We start from the raw sequence: 20605 nt of genomic DNA, 5'->3' as shown, positions 1-20605 counted from the left end.
CATGAGCACCGTCGTCCTGCCCGGCTCCTTCGACCCGTTCACCCTCGGCCACCTGGACATCGCCCGCCGTGCCGCGGCGATCGCGGACCGCGTGGTGACCGCCGTGTCCCACAACCCGTCCAAGCGCTCGCTGCTGGACCAGGACACCCGCTGCGCTGCGATCCGCGAGACCCTCGAGGCCGAGGGCCTGGGGGACAGCGTCGAGGTGCGGCCCCTTCCCGCCGGGCTGCTGGTCGACTTCTGCCGCGAGATCGGTGCGGGCGCCGTGGTCCGCGGGATCCGCGGCCAGGCCGATCTCTCCTATGAGGAGCCGATGATCCGCATGAACGATCACCTCGCGGGGATCGACACGATGCTGCTCATCGCCCGCCCCGCCGTGGCCCACATCTCCTCCTCGCTCGTCCGCGAGGTCGCGATGCTCGGCGGCGACGTCGAGGCGATGCTGCCGCCCGCCTCCGCGCGCGCCCTGCGCGTGGCGCTCGCCGAGCGCGAACAGACCGCCTGAGCCGGGCCCGGCCCCGCCCGCGCCCCGTATCCTGAGGTCGTGACGACCACCGAGCCGAACTCCCCCCTCCCTGACCTGCGCTTCGACGCGGTCGACCTGATCGGCCGCCCCGGCGCCCACCGGGACATCTCCCGCACCATCGCGGTGCCCGAGTCCGCCGAGCCGCCCGCCGCGATGTGGATCTCCGCCGGCGGGAGCATCGACGTCATCGGCGCGCTCGAGTCCGTCGTCGAGGGCGTGTACGCCGGTGGCACCGCCGCGACGCACCTGGTGGGCGAGTGCTCGCGCTGCCTCGACCCGCTCGAGGACGACATCGAGATCCGCTTCGACGAGCTGTTCACCTACCCCGAGAAGATCCCCCACGAGATGTCGAAGGAGGAGCGCGCGGAGGTCGTGATCCTCGAGGGCGACACCGTGGATCTGGGCCCCCTCGTCTACGACGCGCTCGTGCTGGCCGTGCCCGCGGCCCCGCTGTGCCGCGAGGACTGCGAGGGCCTGTGCGGCCAGTGCGGCGCGCGCCTCGAGGACGACCCGGACCATCACCACGACGTGATCGACGACCGCTTCGCCGCGCTCCAGGGCCTGTTCGGCACCGCCCCCGCGGAGGGTGCCGAGGGCGAGGGTGCCGGAGACGACGGCACCGGGCGCGACCGCACCGAGGGCGACGCTGCCGACGAGACCGCGGGCGAGCGCTGATGGCGCGGTCTCGCCGCACCCGCTCCGCGCAGGACCCCGCCGCGCTCCTCGAGCGCCTGCCGCTGACCCCCGAGCAGGGCGAGGCACTGCGGGCCTCCGGCCTGCTGGACCTCGCGCTGACCCACCGCTCCTATGCCTATGAGCACGAGGGCACGCCCCACAACGAGCGCCTCGAGTTCCTCGGCGACGCCGTGCTGGGGCTGGCCGTGACCGAGGAGCTCTACCGCGCCCACCCGACCCTGCCGGAGGGCGACCTCGCCACCCGGCGCGCCGCGATCGTCAACACCCGCGCCCTCGCCCTCGTCGGCTCACGCCTGCACCTGGGCGACTTCGTGCACCTGGGCCGCGGCGAGGACCTCTCCGGCGGCCGCGAGAAGGCCTCGATCCTCGCCGACACGATGGAGGCCGTGATCGGCGCCGTGCACCTGGCGCTCGGGGAGGGGGCGAGCCGCGCCTACGTGCTCGCGCTGCTCGAACCGCTGCTCGCGAGCGACGAGATGCTCGAGGCCGGCTACGACTTCAAGACCCGTCTGCAGGAGATCGCCGCCGCGAAGTGCCTCGTGCCCGTCTACGCGATCACCGGCGAGGGCCCCGAGCACGCCCGGATCTACACCGCGGAGGTCTCGGTCGAGGGCACCGTCACCGCGACCGGGCAGGGCGCCTCGAAGAAGGACGCCGAGCTCGCCGCCGCCGCGAGCGCCGTCCGCGCCGTCCTCGCCGAGAGCGGGGAGCCGCTGCTCCCGCGGGGCTGACCGACGTGCCCGAGCTGCCCGAGGTCGAGGTGGTACGGCGGGGCCTGGGACCCCACGCCGTCGGCCGCACCATCATCGGTGTCGAGATCCGCGATCCCCGCAGCGCACGGCGCCAGGCCGGGGGAGCGAGCGGCCTCGAGCAGATGCTGGTGGGCACGACCGTCACGGCGATCGCGCGCCGCGGCAAGTTCCTGTGGTGGCGCCTGGCCGACCCCGATGGCGCCGACACCGGGCACGCGCTCATGACGCACCTGGGCATGAGCGGGCAGCTGCGGGTCCGCTCGAGAGCAGCGGTCCCCGCGCACGACGCCGCATCGCCCGGCGCTGCGGCACCCGACGCTGCACCGCCCGACGTCGACCTCCCAGCGGACCTCCGCGCCCCGGCCCCCAGCGAGGGGCCCGCCTCCGATCCCGTCCGCCACCTGCGCATCCGCCTCGCGCTCGACGACGGCTCGCACGTCGACTTCATCGACCAGCGCCTCTTCGGCGGGCTGTGGACCTCGCCGCTGGTCACGGCCGACGACGGCCGCACGAGCGCCTGGGGGAGCCCCGACGACCTTCTGCCCCGGGATGCGGCGCACATCGCGCGCGACGTCTTCGACGACGCGGCTGACCTCCCGGCGATCGCCCGCGCGATCCGGAGGCGCCGAGCACCGGTCAAGTCCCTGCTGCTGGCTCAGGACCTCGTCTCCGGGATCGGCAACATCTACGCCGACGAGGCCCTGTGGGCCGCGCGCGCCCACCACGCCACCCCCGGCCAGGCGCTCTCGCAGGTGCGGGCCCACCGCATCCTCCGCGCCTGCCGCGCGGTCATGGAGCGAGCGCTCGCCGTCGGCGGCACGAGCTTCGACGCGCTGTACGTCAACGTCGACGGGCGCTCCGGCTACTTCGCCCGCTCCCTCGAGGCGTACGGCAGGGAGGGCGAGCCGTGCTCGCGCTGCGGGACCGCCCTGCGGCGCCAGGTGCGCAGCGGGCGCTCCTGCTTCTTCTGCCCGCGGTGCCAGCGTCGGCGATGAGGGCCCATCCCTCAGTCGAGCAGCGTTAGCGACGACCGTCGAGCCTTCATGGTAGGGATGACCAGTCGGTGACCGCTATCGAAGGTCAGGATCGCCAGTTCGAGGAGACGTCCTCGCGCGTCCCAGCCGAGGACGAACTGCTTCGCGGGTACATCACCGTCGGGCTCGCTCTCGTAGGCGCGATGAGAATCGGCGTGCAGGATGTCCTCTTCGGTGATCCCGTGCTTGAGGGCGGACGGATTGATCCTCACGCGACGTACGCACGCAGTGCTGCGCGGATCACATCCGAGCGGTTCGTCTCCTCGATCTCAGCCTGGGCGTCGACAGCCGCGAGCAATGTCGCGTCGAGGCGAACGGGAACGACACGGGCAGCACCATCGCCGTTCGGCTTGCGGCCGCGTCGGCGTAGCTTCTCGATGTCGTACCCCTGCTCCGCTTCGTCGGCCCACGCCTGGATCATCTCGGGCGTGACCGGCTTGCCATCGATGGTCTCCATGCCGGAAGTGTAATACGAAATACCTGTCAGAGCCGCGTCCGTGCGCCCTCCAGAGCGAACACGAAGACGGCGTCGGGCGGAAGCCGATAGTCCGCATCGCACCGGTAGCCGCGCAGCCAGCGCTGCCCGGAGACGGTCCGCAGGTAGAAGCCCGTGGGGATGTCCGTCCCACCAGGCGGCAGGGGACTGGCCACGTGCAGCGCCCCGTCCGGCGGCCGGTGCCGCCGGAGCTCGGGATCGACGGACTCGTCCTCCCGGTGGACGAGGCGCAGGAAGGGCGCGGTGGCGAGGGGGCAGAGGGCGAGCCCCTGCTCGGACGCGGCGGCGAAGATCGCGGGCAGTGAACCGCCCCCGGCCAGCCCCAGATCGGCGGGGGTCGCCGAGGCCAGGTCGAGGACTCCGGCTCCCGCCTCGATCGCGTCGAGACCCAGCAGGATCTCCGCGCTCTCGTTCAAGGCGATGCCGACGCCGGCGAGGGCGGCGCGCAGCTCCGTCCGGTCCCGTCCGCCCACGTCGACGGCGCCCAGGTGCGTCCACGGCGGCTCGGTCGTCATCGGGCCAGTATCGCCCCGGCGGTCCCCGTGTCGGATGTGCGGGCATTCGGCCGCGTCGAGTGCACCTCGGAGCCTCGGCTCGGGTACCGTTCTGCCTGTTGAATGACCAGGAAGGTGGCCACATGACCGCGAAGCTCACGGACGCGCCCGTGCGCGTGATGATCGTCGACGACCATGAGGTGGTGCGTCGCGGCATCGTGACCGTGATCGATGCGAGCCCCAGCCTCTCGGTCGTGGGCGAGGCGTCCACGGTCGACGAGGCGCTGCGCCGCCTGCCCGCGGTCCGCCCCGAGGTGCTGATCGTGGACCTCCAGCTGCCCGATGGCACCGGCATCGACGTCATGCGCCGGGCCCGCGAGCTCGAACCGCTGCAGAAGATGCTCGTGCTCACGTCCTTCGACGACGACTCGGCGCTGCGCGAGTCCCGCGCGGTCGGCGCCAGTGGCATGCTTCTGAAGTCCTCCCGCTCGCGCGACATCGTCGTGGCCATCGAGCGCGTGGCCGAGGGCCTGACCGTGTGGCCCGCCCGGGCACCCGAGGAGGACGACGAGCTCTCCGCGACCGACCAGCGGATCGTCGAGCTCATCGGCGACGGCTGCACGAACAAGGAGATCGCCGACGAGCTCGGCATCGCCGAGAAGACCGTCAAGAACCGCATCACCGCGATCCTGCACGCCCTGGGCCTGCAGCGCCGCACGCAGGTCGCCGCGCGCGAGGCCGCGCGCCGCCGCGCCGGCTGGAAGTGACCGGCCCCAGCCCTGGAACCCTGCATCACCGCACGCTGCGTCACCGGACGGGGTGCCCCTGAGCGCCGCGTCCCCGAGCGCCGTGTCCACGATCGCTGCGTCGCCTATCAGCGCGGCGGGAGCGTGACCCGCCAGGAGATCATCGTGCCCGGCTCCAGCGGGATCGCATCGACCCAGCCCTGATGCCTGCGCGCGCGGGCCGACATGTTCGCCAGCCCGCTGCGTCGCGTGACCGTCGGGTCGATGCCGCGCCCGTTGTCGGAGACGGCCACCTGCGCCACCCGGTCCACGCCCTCGGAGAACACCGAGACCGTGACGGCCACGGCGCTCGCATGGGCGTGGCGCGCGGCATTGGCCAGGCACTCGCGGACCACGGCCACGATGTCCCCGCCGATCTCGTCGGGGACCTCCGTGTCTAGCACGGCGGGATCCGCCGGCAGACGCAGGCTCGGCACGAAGCCGAGCCCCGCGGTCGCGATCCCCGCCTCATGGCGCAGCCGCTCGGTGAGCGTCGCCTCCGGGCGGTCACGCCGCAGCGACTGGACGATCTGGCGGATCTGCGCGACGGCGCGCTCCACGCCCGTGACCGAGGACCGGATCGCCCGGGCGGCATCCGGGTGCAGCCCCGACGCGTCCGGCGCGGAGACCACGCGCTGCACGGTCTCGAGCTCCATGCCGACGGCGAAGAGCTCCTGGATCGCCAGGTCGTGGAGATCGCGGGCGATACGACTGCGCTCATCGTCCAGGCCCTCGACCTCGCGGTCCGTGGCATCCAGGGCGATCGCGACCAGCGCGGCGATCGCGTCGAGGCGCTCGCGGGCCGCGGCCTCGTCCGCGGGAGCCATGGCGTCAGGGCGCAGCACCGCCAGGAGCGCGCCCATCCCGTCGGTCCCCGCCGCCACGGGCACCGTCAGCAGGCGCTCCTCGCGCCGGGCCGCGGCCAGGGGATCGGGAAGCTCGCCGTCGTCCTCGGGCATCGTGGCCATGTCGACGGCACCGAGAGCCCGGCCCCACGCTGAGTCCGCCGAGATCGTCAGGCCCAGCACCTCATCGGAGTCCTCGCCCTCGACGACCTCCGCGATCCAGTCGCCCCCGCCGTCCGGCAGGATCAGGACGGCCAGATCGGCCCCGAGGTCCTGGCGCGTGCGCGAGACCAGCATCTCGAGCACCTCGCCCGCGTCCCCGATGGCGAGCACGGCCGCCGCGAGGTCCTGCATGCGGGCGGGTCGCGTCGCCTCGACGGTGTACGGCATGAGTGCTCCTTCGACGACGTCGGCGACGGGCGCCCCGGAATCCGTTCTGGGGACCATTCTCACGGTGCGATGACGGGGAGGGGGAGGACCGTGGTCCCTGCGGGCAGCGATGCGACGTCATGCGTGACCACCACGACGATCCCGTCGGGCTCCAGGAGGGCGTCATCGCCCGTGCTCAGCAGGGCATGGAGCAGGGCGCGGGCGCGCTCGGGATCCAGGTGCTCCGTCGGCTCGTCCAGCAGGGTGATCGGGGCACGGCGCACGAGCGCGCGGGCGAGCAGCAGGCGCCGTCGCTCCCCGCCGGAGACCGTCGTCCCATCGGGCCCCAGCAGATGGGAGAGACCGCCGGGCAGGTGCGCGACCCAGTCCGCGAGCCCCGTGGCCGTGAGCGCCGCCAGGATCTCCTCGTCGCTCGCATCCCCCCGGGCCACCCGGAGGTTCTCGCGGACCGTGGTCGCGAACACGTGGGCGTCCTCGGCGAACAGCACCATGGCCTCGCGCACGGCCGCCTCGGGCAGCTCCTGCAGATCGGCGCCGTCCAGGCGGATGCTGCCGGCGAGGGGCGCCAGCAGGCCCGCGAGCGTGGACACGAGAGTGGACTTGCCGGCCCCCGATGCGCCCGTGATCGCGACGCGAGCACCCGGCGCCAGATCGAGGTCGAGCGGCGCGGTGAGCGGACGCTCCGGCGACCAGCCGGCCACGAGCCCGCGCACCACGAGGGACGGGGACGAGGCGACGGGCTGCGCCGGGGCCGACGCGGAGGTGCCCGGTGCGCGGCGCTCGGCGTCGGGATGCTCAGCGCCGAGATGCTCGGGTCCGGGGCGCCGAGCGCCGGGGCGCTTGTGCCCGGGGCGCTCGTGCCCGGGGCGCTCAGGGCCGACGGTCTCCACGAGGCGACGGGCGGCGGCCTGGGAGCGGGCGAGCTGCGAGGCCGCCGCGGGCAGCGCCGATGCCGCCTCGAAGGCCGACAGCGGCAACAGCAGCAGGACGCCGATCTGCCCGGCGGACGCCTGACCGGCCACCCACAGCGGTCCGGCCGCGAGGACGGAGCCCGTCAGCGCCAGGATCATCGCCACCGGCACCACCGCGGCCGCGAGGGCCGAGGGCAGGGCCGCCCGGTCGAGCGCCGCGTCGTACGCGCGCTGGGCGCGCTCATGCTCCGCGAGCGCGCCGTCGAGCCGGCCGTCGAGACGCAGGGAGGTGGCGTCATCCAGCACCTGCAGGGCCGTTCTCGTCACGGCGCCGCGGCCCGCGACCACGGCCTCCTCGGTGAGCCGTGCGGCCCGGTAGGCGGCCAGGGGCCCCAGCGCCGACGAGATGACGAGCGCGGCGATCATCGCCAGCGCCGCGAGCGGGGAGATCGGCGCGATGAGTAGCACGGTGCTGATGCCCAGCACGACGGCCACTAGCGCCGGGACGGTCGCCCGGATCACGTGATCGGCGAGCTCCTGGGCGTCGTCGCCGAGGCGGGCCAGCAGATCGCCGCGCCGTAGGCGGGACAGCGCATCGCCGGGGCGATCGGCGAGCGCCGCGAACAGCCGCGTGCGCAGGGTGACGACACCGCGCAGGGCGGCGTCGTGCGTGGCCATCCGGTCCACCCAGCGGAACACGCCGCGGGAGATGCCCAGCGCCCGCACGCAGACCACGGCGACGGTCAGATCGAGCACGGGCGGCATCGTCCAGGCCGTGGTGATGAGCCAGGCGCTCACGGCAGCGAGGGCGAGGGCCGACAGGAGCGTAGCCGAGGCGGCGGCGACGGCGGCGATCAGGCGCGAGCGGGGGATGCCCAGCATGGCGGTGACGCGGCGCAGCGGCGTCGCGACGCGGTCCGTCCCCGCAGCCCCGCTCCCGGACGCGGGAGCGCTGGCCGATCCGGTCCCAGAGGCGTTCGCGGAGGTGTTCGCAGAGGCATGCACAGGGGCGGTCATGCGGGGAGCTCCTCATCGGAGGCGACATCATCGGAGGCGGACGCGCGATCGCGCTGGGGTGCGAGGACGACGACGTCATCAGCCGCATCGACGAGCGCGCTGCGGTGCGCGACGACCACCACGGCGCGCCCCTCGGCGCGGAAGCGGGCGAGGAGGTCGAGCACGATCCGCTCGCTCGCGCCGTCCAGGTGCGCGGTGGGCTCGTCGAGGATCACGAGCGGGGCGGGGGACAGGACGGCGCGAGCCAGGGCGAGGCGCTGGCGCTGGCCGAGCGACAGCCCCTGACCCCCGCGGCCGACCTCGGCGTCCCAGCCGCGCTCGGCGGCCACGGCGGCCAGTCCGGTCGCGGCCGCGGCCTCGTCGAGGGCGGCGTCGTCCGCATCGGGACGCGCCTCGGCGAGCAGGGCGCGCAGCGTCCCGGGCCCGACGACGGGGCGCTGGGGGAGATAGGCCACCTGATCCCACAGGGACGCGCGGCGCAGGTCGAGCACGTCCGTGGCGCCTGCCGCGTCGGTCTCATCGACCTCAGCGCTCCTCGTCCCGGAGCCCAGCACGACGGCGCGGCCGCTCGTCGGGGCGAGCAGCCCCAGCAGGCACTGGACGGCGGTGGTCTTGCCCGCCCCCGAGGTCCCGGTGATCGCGAGGATCCGTCCGGGCCGGGTGCGCAGGCTCGCGTGCGCGGGCGCGAGGCCGTCGCGCGAGCGCACGGAGACGTCCACGAGCGCGAGGGAGGCGCGGCGGAGGTCGGGCGCCTCGACATCGCCATCGGGCAGCAGGGGCTCGTCGAGGACCGCGAAGACGGCGTCGACGGCGGCGAGGCCGTCCGTGGAGGCGTGGAACTGGGTGCCGACCTGCCGCAGGGGCAGGTACACCTCCGCGGCCAGGACCAGCACCGCGAGCGCGGGGGCCAGCTGCATGTCCCCGGCCACCAGCCGCATGCCGATGCCCACGGCCACGAGCGCCACCCCGAGGGTCGCGAGCAGCTCGAGGACCATGGAGGACAGGAACGCGTAGCGCAGGGAGCCCATGGTCGAGCGGCGGTGGCGCTCGCCGAGGGCCTCGACCGTGGCCTCCGGCCCCTTCTGGCGTCCGAGGGCGCGCAGGGTGGGCAGACCCTCGACGAGGTCGAGCACCTGGGCCCACAGCACCCGCATGTCCGCCAGCAGCTGCTCGGAGCGGCCCTCGGTGAGCTGGCCGACGAGGATCATGAAGATCGGAATCAGCGGGATCGAGACGGCCGCCAGGATCGCGCTGGGCATGTCGAGCACGGCGACCGTCGCCAGGCACAGGGGAGTGACGGTCGCCGCCAGCAGCAGCTGGGGGACGTAGCCGACGAGGTACGGCCGCAGGGCCTCGATGCCGGTGCTCGCGAGGGCGGCGAGGTCGGCACCGCGACCCGCGGAGCCGCGGGGCCCCAGCAGAGCCGCGTGGCGCACGAGGCGGGAGCGGAGGTCGGCGATGGCGGCGGTCGCCGCACGGTGCGCGGTGCGCTGCTGGACGAGGACCGCGAGCGCGCGGACGGCCAGGGCGGCGATCGTCCCGCCGAGCAGCTCGGGCCGCTCCCAGGGGAGGACCCGGTCCACGAGCAGCGCGGCCCCCAGATGCCCGAGGAGGATCGCGGCGACGATGATGCACAGAGCCTGGAGGAGCCCGAGCGCGCCCTGCAGCAGGACGTGGCCGCGGGCCGCGCGGACGTGGCGGACCAGGCGCGGATCCAGCGGCGGGCGGCGCACGCGGCGGACCGTCGGGCGGCTGGCGGCCCCGCCCCCGGGATCGGTGATCCGGGCAGGGTCGAAGGGGGCGCGCAGCGACGAACGGCCCGGAGCCTCGTGGGCCCGGGCCGTCCGTGCGTCCGCGTCGGTGATTCCCGTCAGGGTTCTCGCCTCCGTGGGACAGGGCTCGGCGCCCCCGCTGGGCAGCAGGGGCGCCGAACCGGTGATCAGTTCTGCTCGAACGCGGCGCGGTAGCCGGCCTTCGCGCGCTCGCCGAGAGTCGCCGGCTGCGCCGACTCCTCGGGGGAGCCGACCCGGGCGCGGAACACCCAGTACGCCCAGATCTGGTACGCAAGCACGATCGGCAGGAACACGCAGACCGCGATGAGCATGACCATCAGGGTGTGCTCGGTCGACGACGCCTCGGCGACCGTGAGGCCGTTGGCGGCGACGTTGCGGGCGGGCATGACGTTGGGGAAGAGGCCCCCGAACATCTGCAGTCCGGCCATGACGATCGCGAGCGAGGTCGCGATGAAGGTCAGGCCCTCGCGGCGCATCCGGTTGAGCACCAGGGCCGCGACCAGCGCGACCGCGGCCAGCAGCAGGGGCACCCAGGTGATCGCCGTGTTGGCGTGGGCGAGCTGGTTCCAGATGAGGAACGCGGCGCCCGCGACGATCGTCGGGATGGCGAGCTTGCCCACCAGGGCGTTGGCGTCCTCGCGGATCGGGTCCACGGACTTCAGCGCCAGGTACGCGGTGCCGTGCAGCCAGAACAGCAGCACGAAGGTGATGCCGCCCAGCAGGCCGAAGGGGTTCAGCAGCCCGAACAGGGAGGTGGTCACGAACTTCGACTCGTCGATGTCGACGCCCCGGACGATGTTGGCGAACGCGACGCCCCACAGCAGGGCCGGCACGAAGCCGCTGATGATGTGGATCCGGTCCCAGGTCTTCACCCAGGTCGGGTCATCGGACTTGGAGCGGTACTTGAACGCGCAGACGCGGACGATCAGCACCAGCAGCAGGAGCAGCAGGGCCACGTAGAAGCCCGAGAACAGCGTGCCGTACCACTCGGGGAAGGCCGCGAAGATCGACGCGCCGCCGACGAGCACCCACACCTGGTTGCCGTCCCAGACGGGGCCGATCGTCGACAGGATCTTCCCGCGGCGCTCGGAGTCGCCCTTGCCGAGGGCGGCGACGTTCATCTCGACGCCGAAGTCGAAGCCCTCGAGCACGAAGTAGCCCGCGAAGAGGATCGCGACGAGGAAGAACCAGACGATCTGGAGGATGGTGAGTTCCATGACTGTGTCCGATCTCCTCAGTAGCCGAAGGACAGGGCCGGGGTGTCCAGCTCGTCCGTGGTCTCATCGCGGCGGGGCAGGGGGATCCCGGCGGCCGCGTTGCGGCGCATCAGCTTGAACCACACGACCATGAGCACGCCGTACAGAAGCGTGAAGGCGACCAGCGACAGGATCACCATCCACGCGGGGTTGTGCGAGACGCCCTGGACGGTCATGAGGCGGATCGTGGGATCGCCCGTCGGGTTCGGGGCGACGACCCACGGCTGGCGGCCCATCTCGGTGAACACCCAGCCGGCCGAGTTGGCCAGGAACGGCATGGGGATCGCGAGCAGCGCGAACCACTGGAAGGCCTTGGAGCCGGTGGTGCGTCCGCCGCGGGTGGCCCACAGGGCCCAGAACGCGAGGATCGCGCTGAAGGCGGCCAGACCGATCATGAGGCGGAAGGACCAGTAGGTCACGAACAGGTTCGGACGGTACTCAGCGGTCTGCGTGGAGCCGTCGACCGCGGTGACCTCGGTGCCGAACTCCTGCTGGTACTGCTTCTCGAGCTCCTCGACGCCCTGCAGGGTCGCGTTGGGGTCGTTCGTCGCCATGAAGGAGGTGACGTTGGGGATCTCGATCAGATGGGTCACGTCCGAGCAGTCCTGGCTGAAGGCGTCGGGACCGCCGATCGTGAGGATCGAGAAGGACGCGCCGGTCTCGGTCTCGCACAGGGCCTCGGCCGAGGCCATCTTCATCGGCTGCTGCTGGAACATGAGCTTGCCCTGGATGTCGCCGGAGACGACGAGCACGAGGGCGGAGATGAACATGGCCAGCACGCCGAAGCGGACGGCGGGGCGGAAGACGTCCTTGGCCTGCTTCGCGTGGGCGGCGCCCTCGACGGAGTCGGCGCCCAGGGCGATGGCCTTGTTGTGGTGGCGCACCATGTGCCAGGAGGCGATGCCGGCCACGAAGGAGGCTGCCACGAGCCACGCGCCCGAGACGACGTGCGGGAACGCGGCGAGCGTCGTCGGGTTGGTCAGCACGGTGATGATCGACTCGAGCTCGGCGCGGCCGGTCTCGGGGTTATAGGTCGCGCCGACCGGGTGCTGCATGAAGGAGTTGGCGGCGATGATGAAGTACGCGGACGCCGTCGTGCCGATCGCGACGCACCAGATCGTGAGCAGGTGCAGGCGCGGCGACAGGCGGTTCCAGCCGAAGATCCACAGGCCCAGGAACACGGACTCGAGGAAGAACGCCACGAGGCCCTCGAAGGCCAGCGGGGCGCCGAAGACGTCGCCGACGAAGCGCGAGTACTCCGACCAGTTCATGCCGAACTGGAACTCCTGGACGATGCCGGTGGCGATGCCGATGCCGAAGTTCACGATCAGCATCGAGCCGAAGAACTTGGTCAGGCGGGTCCAGGCGTCGACCTTGACGGGGTCCTTGGCGCGGGTGGCGACGGTCTGCATGATCGCGACGAGGAACGAGAGGCCGATGGTGAGCGGCACGAAGATGAAGTGGTACACCGTCGTGATGCCGAACTGCCATCGGGCCACATCGAGGGCTTCCATGGGACTCCTAGGGAAGGGCAGGGATGGGGCGGATCATGCTGACGCTATGTCAGCCGGGACCTCAGTCCCGGGACCATGGTCCCTCGTACGGCGCGGCGCGTGAACCCGATACCCTTTCGGTGATCCGGGCCACAGTCCGCTGCGGCGTGGCCCCATCGTCGACGAGAGGACCGTCCATGCCCGCCAAGCAGTCCATCCTGGGGCGCATCGCCCAGCTCACCCGTGCCAACATCAACGCGCTCCTCGACCAGGCCGAGGACCCCGAGAAGATGCTCGACCAGATGATCCGCGACTACACCGAGTCGATCCGCGAGGCGGAGACCGCGGTGTCGCAGACCATCGGCAACCTGCGCCTCATGGAGCGCGACCAGGAGGAGGACCGCAACGCGGCCGCGGACTGGGAGCGCAAGGCTCTCGCGGCCTCCCAGCGCGCCGATCAGCTGCGCGCCGAGGGCAACGCCGCCGAGGCTGACCGCTTCGACTCCCTGGCCCGCGTCGCCATCGAGCGCCAGATGAGCGCCGAGGAGGAGATCGCCTCGGTCCAGCCCACCATCGACGCGCAGAACCAGGTCGTCGGCCAGCTGCGGACCGGGCTCGACTCGATGAAGGGCAAGCTCAACGAGCTGCGCTCCAAGCGCGACTCCCTCGTCGCGCGCTCCCGCGCCGCCGAGGCCCAGAACCGCATGAGCGATGCCGTGGGCGCGATCGACGTGCTGGACCCGACGAGCGAGCTCTCGCGGTTCGAGGAGAAGGTGCGCCGCGAGGAGGCCCGGGTGATCGGGCGCCAGGAGCTGGCCGCGAACTCGATCGACCAGCAGTTCGAGTCGCTCGAGGTGCAGGCCCGCCGCCTGGACGTCGACGATCGCCTCGCCGCCCTCAAGAAGGGCGCCGGGGCGGGACAGATCTCCGGCGCGCCCGCGCGCGAGGGCATCGAAGCACCGCGAAGCGGTGCCGAGCCCGTGGACGCCGAGCTCGAGGAGAGCATCGAGAGCGCACCCGAGAGCGGGCGCGAGTCCTGACGCGACACGCCGCACGCGAGGGCGGCGACGCGGGTCCACGCGGCCCCGTCGCCGCCCTCTCGCGTGCACGGGCTGTGCCATACTTGGCCCAGCGCTCCTCGGCCCCGTACCGGGCGGAGGAACCTCCCGGCGTCGACCGCCCAGAACCGGCCCCGCGACCATTCGCGACCGAGACTGCATTCGGGCATCGACATCGCTGCGCTCCACGACCTGGAGCAGCGCGACGGCGAGGGCAGACGACTTCCGCCCGTCAGGGCGATGACCAGACCCGGCCCAGGGTGCGCTGGACCGGCTTGTAAGGAGCAGCCCCATGGCTGAGGATTCCCGCACACCCGCAGACGACCGCGACGAGACGTCGCACGGCGCCGCACCGGAGGAGGTCGCGGAGGTCAAGCCCGCGACCCGGCGCCGACGCCGCGCCGGTGCCCCCGTCGGCGCCCCCGCCGTCGCCGAGCCCGTCGCCGAGACCCCCGCGGACGCACCGCGCGCCCCGCTCACGAGCGTGCCCGCGCAGGAGAGCCCGGTCGAGGTCGCCGAGCCCGCCGAGCCGACGCGCCGCAGCCCCCGCCGCCGCGCGGCCTCCGCTCCCGCCGGCCCGCCCGTCATCCCGGTGTTCTCCGCCGCCGAGACGGCCGCAGTGCCGTCACCGGCCTCCGCCGAGACCGACGAGGCCGACGAGGACCAGGAGTCCGCGTCGGAGCAGGATGAGCAGACGGCGCAGGCCGATGCTCCGCAGGCGCAGCCCGCCCCCGCCGCGGCGACCTCGCTGGCCGACGACCTGGCCGCTCTCGCCGCGAGCGCCCCCGGCGCCTCCCGCGAGGGCGACGGGGAGCGCCGCGAGCGCGCCCAGCTCGACTTCGCCTCCCTGCTGTTCCAGGCGCCCTCGCCCCAGGCCACCCGTCCCGCCCGCGATGAGTCCGATGACGACGCGTCCGAGGACGACTCCGATGACGATCCGTCGCAGACCGCTGATGGCGAGGCCGAGGAGACGCAGGAGTCCTCCGAGGCGGACGATGAGCAGACAGGGTCCTCCTCCCGGCGCCGCCGGCGCCGCGGCGGCCGCGGACGCCGCGGTCGCGGACGCGGCGATGACGACGGCGCCCCCGGCACCGAGGACGACTCCGACGAGGACGAGGCGGAGAGCGCCGAGGACGAGGCCGAGGATTCGACGGACGCCGAGGGCGAGGACGCGGGGGGCACTCGCCGCTCCTCGCGCCGTTCGCGCTCCCGAGGCGGCCGCTCGCGCAAGCGCTCGGGCGACGCCGCCGACGACGGCGACAGCACCTCCGAGGACGCCTCCGAGGGCGAGGACTCCTCCGATCAGGACGGCTCCGGCGACGAGGGCGAGGAGCAGTCCGGCTCGTCCACCCGTCGCCGTCGCCGTCGCCGCCGCTCGGGCTCGAGCTCGGGCGATGACCGCCCCGCGCCCGACGACCCGCCGAACACGGTGGTCAAGGTGCGTGAGCGCCGCGACGAGGTCAAGGCCGTCAAGGGCTCGACCCGTCTGGAGGCCAAGAAGCAGCGCCGCCGCGAGGGCCGCGACGCCGGTCGCCGCCGCAGCGTGATCACCGAGGCCGAGTTCCTCGCGCGCCGCGAGAGCGTCAAGCGCTCGATGATCGTGCGCGAGCGCCCGGGCCGCACCCAGATCGCCGTCCTCGAGGACGACGTGCTGGTCGAGCACTACGTCGCGCAGAAGTCGCAGACCTCGATGGTGGGAAACGTGTACCTGGGCAAGGTCCAGAACGTGCTGCCGTCGATGGAGGCCGCCTTCGTCGACATCGGCAAGGGCCGCAACGCCGTCCTGTACGCCGGCGAGGTCAACTGGGACGCCGCGGGCCTCGAGGGCCAGCCCCGCCGCATCGAGCTGGCGCTGAAGTCCGGCGATCCCGTCCTCGTGCAGGTCACGAAGGACCCGATCGGGCACAAGGGCGCGCGCCTGACCAGCCAGATCTCCCTGCCGGGCCGCTACGTCGTGCTCGTGCCGGGCGGGTCGATGACCGGCATCTCGCGCAAGCTCCCGGACCCCGAGCGCGCGCGTCTGAAGAAGATCATGAAGCAGGTCATCCCCGAGGACGCGGGCGTGATCGTGCGCACCGCCGCCGAGGGCGCGAGCGAGGAGGAACTGACGCGCGACGTCGAGCGCCTGCGCGCCCAGTGGGAGAAGATCCTCAAGGCGCAGAAGTCGAAGTCGGCGCCCGCCGCGCTGTCGCAGGAGCCGGACATCGCCATCAAGGTGGTGCGCGACGTCTTCAACGAGGACTTCACCTCGCTGATCGTCGAGGGCGACAAGGTCTACGACGACGTCCACGAGTACGTCAGCTCGGTGGCCCCCGACCTGCTCGAGCGCGTCACCCGCCACATGGGCGACAAGGACGTGTTCGCCAAGCACCGCGTCGACGAGCAGCTGCTCAAGGCGATGGACCGCAAGGTGTACCTGCCCTCGGGCGGCTCCCTCGTGATCGACCGCACCGAGGCCATGACGGTCATCGACGTCAACACGGGCAAGTTCACCGGCAGCGGCGGCAGCCTCGAGGAGACCGTCACCCGCAACAACCTCGAGGCGGCCGAGGAGATCGTGCGCCAGCTGCGCCTGCGCGACACCGGCGGCATCATCGTCATCGACTTCATCGACATGGTCCTGGAGTCCAACCGCGACCTCGTGCTGCGGCGCCTGGTCGAGTGCCTCGGGCGCGATCGCACCAAGCACCAGGTGGCCGAGGTGACGTCGCTGGGCCTGGTCCAGATGACCCGCAAGCGCGTGGGCGCCGGACTGGTCGAGACGTTCTCGACGCCCTGCGAGGCCTGCAACGGCCGCGGCCACATGATCGACATGGACGGCAAGCACCACCACGCGGAGTCCGAGGCGAAGGAGGAGCCCAGCCGCCCCTCGCGCCGCCGCTCGGGCCGCAAGGGCGCATCGTCCAAGGAGGCCCCGGAGTCCGCAGAGACGCCGGGCGCGGGCGAGGAGAACGTGCACCGCCTCGAGGAGGACACGACCTCCCGGGAGCTCGCGCGCGCCACGATCGCGTCGATCGCCGCCGCCACCACGGGGCACTCGCATCCCGAGGTGACCGTCGACGGCCAGGTGATCAGCGTCGACCAGCCCGAGGTCACCAGCGGTGACGAGCGGGGGGCTGCGGCGGACGCATCGGGCGAGGTGACCGAGGTCCCGGCGCCCGCGGGGGAGGACTCGTCGGCCCAGGGCGCGGCGACCGCTCCCGAGGGCGACGTTGCGCCGGACGGGGCCGCGACCGGCTCCGATGCCCCGTCGGCGTGATGAGTTCCACACGGCGATGACTGCGTTCCCGCAGGTCAGGCCGGTCGCGATGGTTGACCGGCCTGCGGCGGGAACGTAGGCTGTCTCCTGGCGCATTTGCGCGCCCGAGTCGTCCCCGCCCTCCGGCGTCTGCGCGACCGCATCGTCCCCCGACGGCGCTCCTGATGAGGAGCGCGTCCGCTGGAGGTCGACGGTCGCAGGTCCGCAGAGGCCAGGCGGGTCCGCACAACCCCGGATTCCCGAACAGATGGAGCAGTGACGTGGTGTACGCAATCGTCCGCGCAGGCGGTCGTCAGGAGAAGGTGTCGGTCGGTGACACCATCGTGATCAACCGCGTCGCCGGCGAGGCGGGCGACAGCGTCGGGTTCGCTCCCGTCCTGCTCGTCGACGGCAGCACGGTCACCTCGGCCAAGGATGAGCTCGACAAGGTCAAGGTCACGGCCGAGATCGTCGAGTCGCTCCGCGGCCCGAAGATCCGCATCCTCAAGTACAAGAACAAGACCGGCTACAAGAAGCGCCAGGGCCATCGCCAGGAGCTCACGAAGCTCAAGGTCACCGGCATCGCCTGAGCGCGATCCCATCAGGCGAGAACGAGAGAAGGTTCCGACATGGCACATAAGAAGGGCGCAAGCTCCTCCAAGAACGGCCGCGACTCGAACGCTCAGCGCCTCGGCGTGAAGCGCTTCGGCGGCCAGGTCGTCGGCGCGGGCGAGATCCTCGTCCGTCAGCGCGGCACGCAATTCCACCCCGGTGACGGCGTGGGCCGCGGCAACGACGACACCCTGTTCGCCCTCACGGCGGGCACGGTCGAGTTCGGCCGCAAGCGCGACCGCAACGTCGTCAGCGTCGTCGCGGGCGCCTGACACCCCCGGGCTCCGGCCCGACGCGAACACCTCGACGAGGGGCGGAGCATTCTCCGCCCCTCGTCGTTTTTCCCTATCCTGGGCAGGCCTCTCGCATGAAGAGCGCCCCGCCCGCACTGCCGGCGTCCACGCGCCCGGAAGGAGCCCTCATGGCCGCGTTCGTCGACCGAGTGGTCCTGCACGTCCAGGGCGGGGACGGCGGCAACGGCTGCGCCTCCATCCGTCGCGAGAAGTTCAAGCCGCTCGCCGGCCCGGACGGCGCCAACGGCGGGCACGGCGGCGACGTGATCCTCGAGGTCGACGCCTCGACCACCACGCTGCTGGCCTACCACCACTCGCCGCATCAGCGCGCCCCCAAGGGCGGCTTCGGCAAGGGCGACATGCGCGCGGGCGCCGGCGGCGAGGACCTGGTGCTGCCCGTGCCCGAGGGCACCGTCGTCACGACGAGCGACGGCGAGGTGCTGGCCGATCTCGTGGGCGTGGGCACCCGCTTCGTCGCCGCTCGCGGCGGCACCGGCGGCCTCGGCAACGCCGCGCTGGCGTCCCGCACCCGCAAGGCCCCCGGCTTCGCGCTGCTCGGAGAGCCGGGAGAGGATCGCTCTCTCGTCCTCGAGCTCAAGACGGTCGCGGACGTCGCGCTCGTCGGCTTCCCCAGCGCCGGCAAGTCCTCGCTGATCGCGGCGATGAGCGCCGCGCGTCCGAAGATCGCCGACTACCCCTTCACCACCCTCACCCCGAACCTGGGCGTGGTCGAGGCCGGCGAGTTCCGCTACACCGTCGCGGACGTTCCCGGCCTGATCCCGGGCGCGAGCGAGGGCAAGGGACTGGGCCTGGACTTCCTGCGCCATATCGAGCGCTGCCATGTGATCGCCCACGTGCTCGACGCCGCGGCCCTGGAGTCGGATCGCGACCCCGTCACGGATCTCGAGATCATCGAGGGCGAGCTCGCCGCCTATGCGGACCGTCTGGACGCCGAGGCCTCCGACCGCACGCCGCTCATGGAGCGCCCGACGGTGATCGTGCTCAACAAGACCGATCTTCCCGACGGCCAGGACATGGCCGAGATGGTCCGCGAGCGCCTCGCCGAGCGCGATCTGCCGATCGTCGAGGTCAGCGCCGTCTCCCACAAGGGCCTACGCGAGCTCGAGTTCCTCCTGGGCCGTCTGGTCGACGAGGCCCGCGCGCAGGAGCCGGAGCCCGAGGCCGCCCCGATCGTCCTCACCCCGCAGGCCCGCGACGCCGCCCCGTTCACGGTGGTCAAGGACCAGTATGACGGGGACGTCGCCTACCGGGTGCTGGGCGACAAGCCGCAGCGCTGGGTGCGCCAGACCGACTTCTCCAACGACGAGGCCGTCGGGTATCTCGCCGATCGCCTGCACCGCCTGGGCGTCGAGGAGAAGCTGTACGCGGCGGGCGCCGTCGCCGGCTCGACCGTGGTGATCGGTCCCGGGGACGACGCGGTCGTCTTCGACTGGGAGCCCACCCACATGGGCGGCGCCGAGCACCTGGGCCGCCGAGGCACCGACGCGCGCCTCGAGGACCATTCGCGTCCCACCCGCGAGGCCAAGCGCGCCGAGCAGAAGGCCCGGACCGAGGCCCGCCTGGGCCGGCTCGCGGCGATGGAGGACGAGCGCCGCTCCGGGCACTGGGCGGATCCCTCCGTCGACGACGCCGCGACGGGCGAGACGGGCGACGCGCCCGCGCACGAGGACTGAGCCGTGCTGACCGCCCCGGACGCACCCCGTCAGCCCCGTCGCCTGCTCGCGCGCGACGAGGTGGGCACGGCGCGCCGGGCGGTCGTGAAGATCGGCTCCTCGAGCCTGACGGACGGATCCGGGCGCCTGGACCCCGACGCGGTCGCTGCCGTCGCGGACGAGACCGCGCGCCTGGTCGCCCGCGGCTGCGAGGTCGTGCTGGTGTCCTCCGGGGCGATAGCCGCCTCCCTCGGGCCGCTGGGCCTGCACGAGCGTCCCGCCGACGTCGCCGCGCAGCAGGCCGCGGCCGCGGTCGGGCAGACGCTCCTCGCCTCGGCGTGGAAGGCCGCGTTCTCCGGGCATGACCTCATCACCGGCCAGGTGCTGCTGACCGAGGCCGACGTGATCCGCTCCGAGACGTACCGCAATGTGCGCACCGCCCTCGAGGCGCTGCTGGCGATGGGCGCCGTCCCCGTGGTCAACGAGAACGACACGACGGCCACGAGCGAGATCCGCTTCGGCGACAACGACCGCCTCGCGGCGCTCGTGGCCCAGCTGATCGGGGCGGACCTGCTGGTGCTCCTCACCGACGTCGACGCCCTGTACACGGCCCCGCCCTCGGAGCCGGGGTCGCGGCGCATCGACGTCGTGCCCGACGCCTCGGCCCTGGAGGGCGTCTCCGTCGGGTCCGTCGGCTCGAGCATCGGCACCGGCGGGATGGTCACCAAGCTCGCCGCCGCCCAGCACGCCGCGAGCACCGGCACCGCGACGATCCTGACGGCCGCCGAGCGCTTCGGCGCCGCGGTCGCCGGGGAGGACGTGGGCACCTTCTTCCCCGGCCACCGCGGGCGGCGCCGCTCCCGCCTCGTCTGGCTGCGCTTCGCGACCCGCGGCGCGGGCTCGCTGCACGTGGACGCCGGGGCGGCCGCCGCCCTGACCGCGCGCCGGCGCTCCCTGCTCCCCGTCGGGGTGGTGTCCGTCGACGGGGCCTTCCCGGAGGGTGTGCCCGTCGACGTGCGCGGTCCCGACGGCCGTGTGCTCGCGCGCGGCCTCGCGGCCTTCGGCTCGGAGGAGATGCGGCGCATGGCCGGGCGCGGCACCGCCGAGCTGCGGCGCGAGCTGGGGGAGGGCTACGGGCGCCCGCTCATCCACCGCGACGAGATGGTGCTGCTGCCGGCCGACTGACCGGGCGGATCCCGCGCGCTCCTCCCGCTGCCCGCATCGCGGGCCCCTCTTCGCCCCC

Annotated in this window: 19 protein-coding genes; 11 read left to right on the top strand and 8 right to left on the bottom strand. The window is 73.0% G+C overall.

The features are described 5' to 3' along the window. Position 1: 1 nt before the first annotated feature. From coaD to mutM, 4 genes are read left to right on the top strand one after another with little or no spacing between them, the layout of a single operon-like run. On the top strand, positions 2 to 505 hold the full coding sequence (coaD, locus tag FM110_RS09520) for a pantetheine-phosphate adenylyltransferase (RefSeq protein ID WP_087104544.1): 504 nt from the start codon (positions 2 to 4) through the stop codon (positions 503 to 505). A gap of 39 nt (positions 506 to 544) precedes the next feature. Beyond that, positions 545 to 1201 (top strand): YceD family protein, encoded by a 657-nt coding sequence (locus tag FM110_RS09515; RefSeq protein ID WP_087104522.1) that lies wholly within the window; start codon positions 545 to 547, stop codon positions 1199 to 1201. Then, complete coding sequence (rnc, locus tag FM110_RS09510; RefSeq protein WP_087104521.1) at positions 1201 to 1953, top strand: ribonuclease III; 753 nt, start codon at positions 1201 to 1203, stop codon at positions 1951 to 1953. Before FM110_RS09515 ends, rnc begins: the two co-directional genes overlap by 1 nt. Before the next feature lie 5 nt (positions 1954 to 1958). Next, positions 1959 to 2969 carry a bifunctional DNA-formamidopyrimidine glycosylase/DNA-(apurinic or apyrimidinic site) lyase gene (mutM, locus tag FM110_RS09505; protein ID WP_087104520.1) on the top strand — a complete coding sequence of 337 codons (1011 nt, stop codon included), beginning with the start codon at positions 1959 to 1961 and terminating at the stop codon, positions 2967 to 2969. 11 nt (positions 2970 to 2980) lie between these two features. Here the strand turns inward: mutM and FM110_RS09500 are convergent, their stop codons facing one another. Genes FM110_RS09500 through FM110_RS09490 form a run of 3 tightly spaced genes read right to left on the bottom strand, consistent with a single transcriptional unit; the run spans position 2981 to position 4019 of the window. Beyond that, positions 2981 to 3220 (bottom strand): toxin, encoded by a 240-nt coding sequence (locus FM110_RS09500; RefSeq protein ID WP_087104519.1) that lies wholly within the window; start codon positions 3218 to 3220, stop codon positions 2981 to 2983. Continuing rightward, positions 3217 to 3465, bottom strand: coding sequence for a ribbon-helix-helix domain-containing protein (locus tag FM110_RS09495; protein WP_087104518.1), 249 nt, complete (start codon positions 3463 to 3465; stop codon positions 3217 to 3219). The genes FM110_RS09500 and FM110_RS09495 overlap by 4 nt, the downstream gene beginning before the upstream one ends. A gap of 26 nt (positions 3466 to 3491) precedes the next feature. Continuing rightward, complete coding sequence (locus tag FM110_RS09490; protein WP_087104517.1) at positions 3492 to 4019, bottom strand: hypothetical protein; 528 nt, start codon at positions 4017 to 4019, stop codon at positions 3492 to 3494. Between the two features lie 122 nt (positions 4020 to 4141). Here FM110_RS09490 and FM110_RS09485 point away from each other — a divergent pair, with 122 nt between their 5' ends. After that, positions 4142 to 4765: a response regulator transcription factor gene (locus FM110_RS09485; protein ID WP_087104516.1), complete on the top strand. Its 624-nt coding sequence runs from the start codon at positions 4142 to 4144 to the stop codon at positions 4763 to 4765. 107 nt (positions 4766 to 4872) lie between these two features. On the opposite strand, the gene FM110_RS09480 is transcribed toward FM110_RS09485, so the two are convergent. The 5 genes from FM110_RS09480 to FM110_RS09460 all read right to left on the bottom strand — a co-directional run bounded on the left by FM110_RS09480 (position 4873) and on the right by FM110_RS09460 (position 12509). Then, the gene (locus tag FM110_RS09480; protein WP_087104515.1) at positions 4873 to 6018 is read right to left on the bottom strand and encodes a sensor histidine kinase; all 1146 of its coding nucleotides are present in this window, start codon (positions 6016 to 6018) and stop codon (positions 4873 to 4875) included. A 59-nt stretch (positions 6019 to 6077) separates the two neighbouring features. Continuing rightward, on the bottom strand, positions 6078 to 7946 hold the full coding sequence (cydC, locus tag FM110_RS09475) for a thiol reductant ABC exporter subunit CydC (RefSeq protein ID WP_234992152.1): 1869 nt from the start codon (positions 7944 to 7946) through the stop codon (positions 6078 to 6080). Beyond that, entirely contained in the window at positions 7943 to 9679 is a 1737-nt protein-coding gene (gene cydD, locus FM110_RS09470) for a thiol reductant ABC exporter subunit CydD (protein ID WP_327230682.1), read from the bottom strand. The genes cydC and cydD overlap by 4 nt, the downstream gene beginning before the upstream one ends. 206 nt (positions 9680 to 9885) lie before the next feature. Continuing rightward, complete coding sequence (gene cydB / locus FM110_RS09465; RefSeq protein ID WP_087104514.1) at positions 9886 to 10956, bottom strand: cytochrome d ubiquinol oxidase subunit II; 1071 nt, start codon at positions 10954 to 10956, stop codon at positions 9886 to 9888. A 17-nt stretch (positions 10957 to 10973) separates the two neighbouring features. Next, positions 10974 to 12509 (bottom strand): cytochrome ubiquinol oxidase subunit I, encoded by a 1536-nt coding sequence (locus FM110_RS09460; RefSeq protein WP_087104513.1) that lies wholly within the window; start codon positions 12507 to 12509, stop codon positions 10974 to 10976. A 176-nt stretch (positions 12510 to 12685) separates the two neighbouring features. Between FM110_RS09460 and FM110_RS09455 the strand changes: the two genes are divergently transcribed. From FM110_RS09455 to proB, 6 genes are all read left to right on the top strand, one after another. Then, positions 12686 to 13528: a PspA/IM30 family protein gene (locus FM110_RS09455; protein ID WP_087104512.1), complete on the top strand. Its 843-nt coding sequence runs from the start codon at positions 12686 to 12688 to the stop codon at positions 13526 to 13528. A gap of 310 nt (positions 13529 to 13838) precedes the next feature. Further along, positions 13839 to 16805: an Rne/Rng family ribonuclease gene (locus FM110_RS09450; RefSeq protein ID WP_087104511.1), complete on the top strand. Its 2967-nt coding sequence runs from the start codon at positions 13839 to 13841 to the stop codon at positions 16803 to 16805. A 260-nt stretch (positions 16806 to 17065) separates the two neighbouring features. After that, on the top strand, positions 17066 to 17374 hold the full coding sequence (rplU, locus tag FM110_RS09445) for a 50S ribosomal protein L21 (protein ID WP_087104510.1): 309 nt from the start codon (positions 17066 to 17068) through the stop codon (positions 17372 to 17374). 39 nt (positions 17375 to 17413) lie between these two features. Continuing rightward, positions 17414 to 17668, top strand: coding sequence for a 50S ribosomal protein L27 (gene rpmA, locus FM110_RS09440; protein WP_087104509.1), 255 nt, complete (start codon positions 17414 to 17416; stop codon positions 17666 to 17668). A 149-nt stretch (positions 17669 to 17817) separates the two neighbouring features. Continuing rightward, entirely contained in the window at positions 17818 to 19383 is a 1566-nt protein-coding gene (obgE, locus tag FM110_RS09435) for a GTPase ObgE (protein ID WP_087104508.1), read from the top strand. A gap of 3 nt (positions 19384 to 19386) precedes the next feature. Then, the gene (proB, locus tag FM110_RS09430; RefSeq protein WP_087104507.1) at positions 19387 to 20547 is read left to right on the top strand and encodes a glutamate 5-kinase; all 1161 of its coding nucleotides are present in this window, start codon (positions 19387 to 19389) and stop codon (positions 20545 to 20547) included. Positions 20548 to 20605: the final 58 nt, after the last annotated feature.

The sequence above is a fragment of the Brachybacterium nesterenkovii genome (genome assembly GCF_900163655.1).
Lineage (GTDB): Bacteria > Actinomycetota > Actinomycetes > Actinomycetales > Dermabacteraceae > Brachybacterium > Brachybacterium nesterenkovii.
Note: the sequence above shows the minus strand (reverse complement) of the source record. Positions and strands in the feature narration are given on the sequence as shown.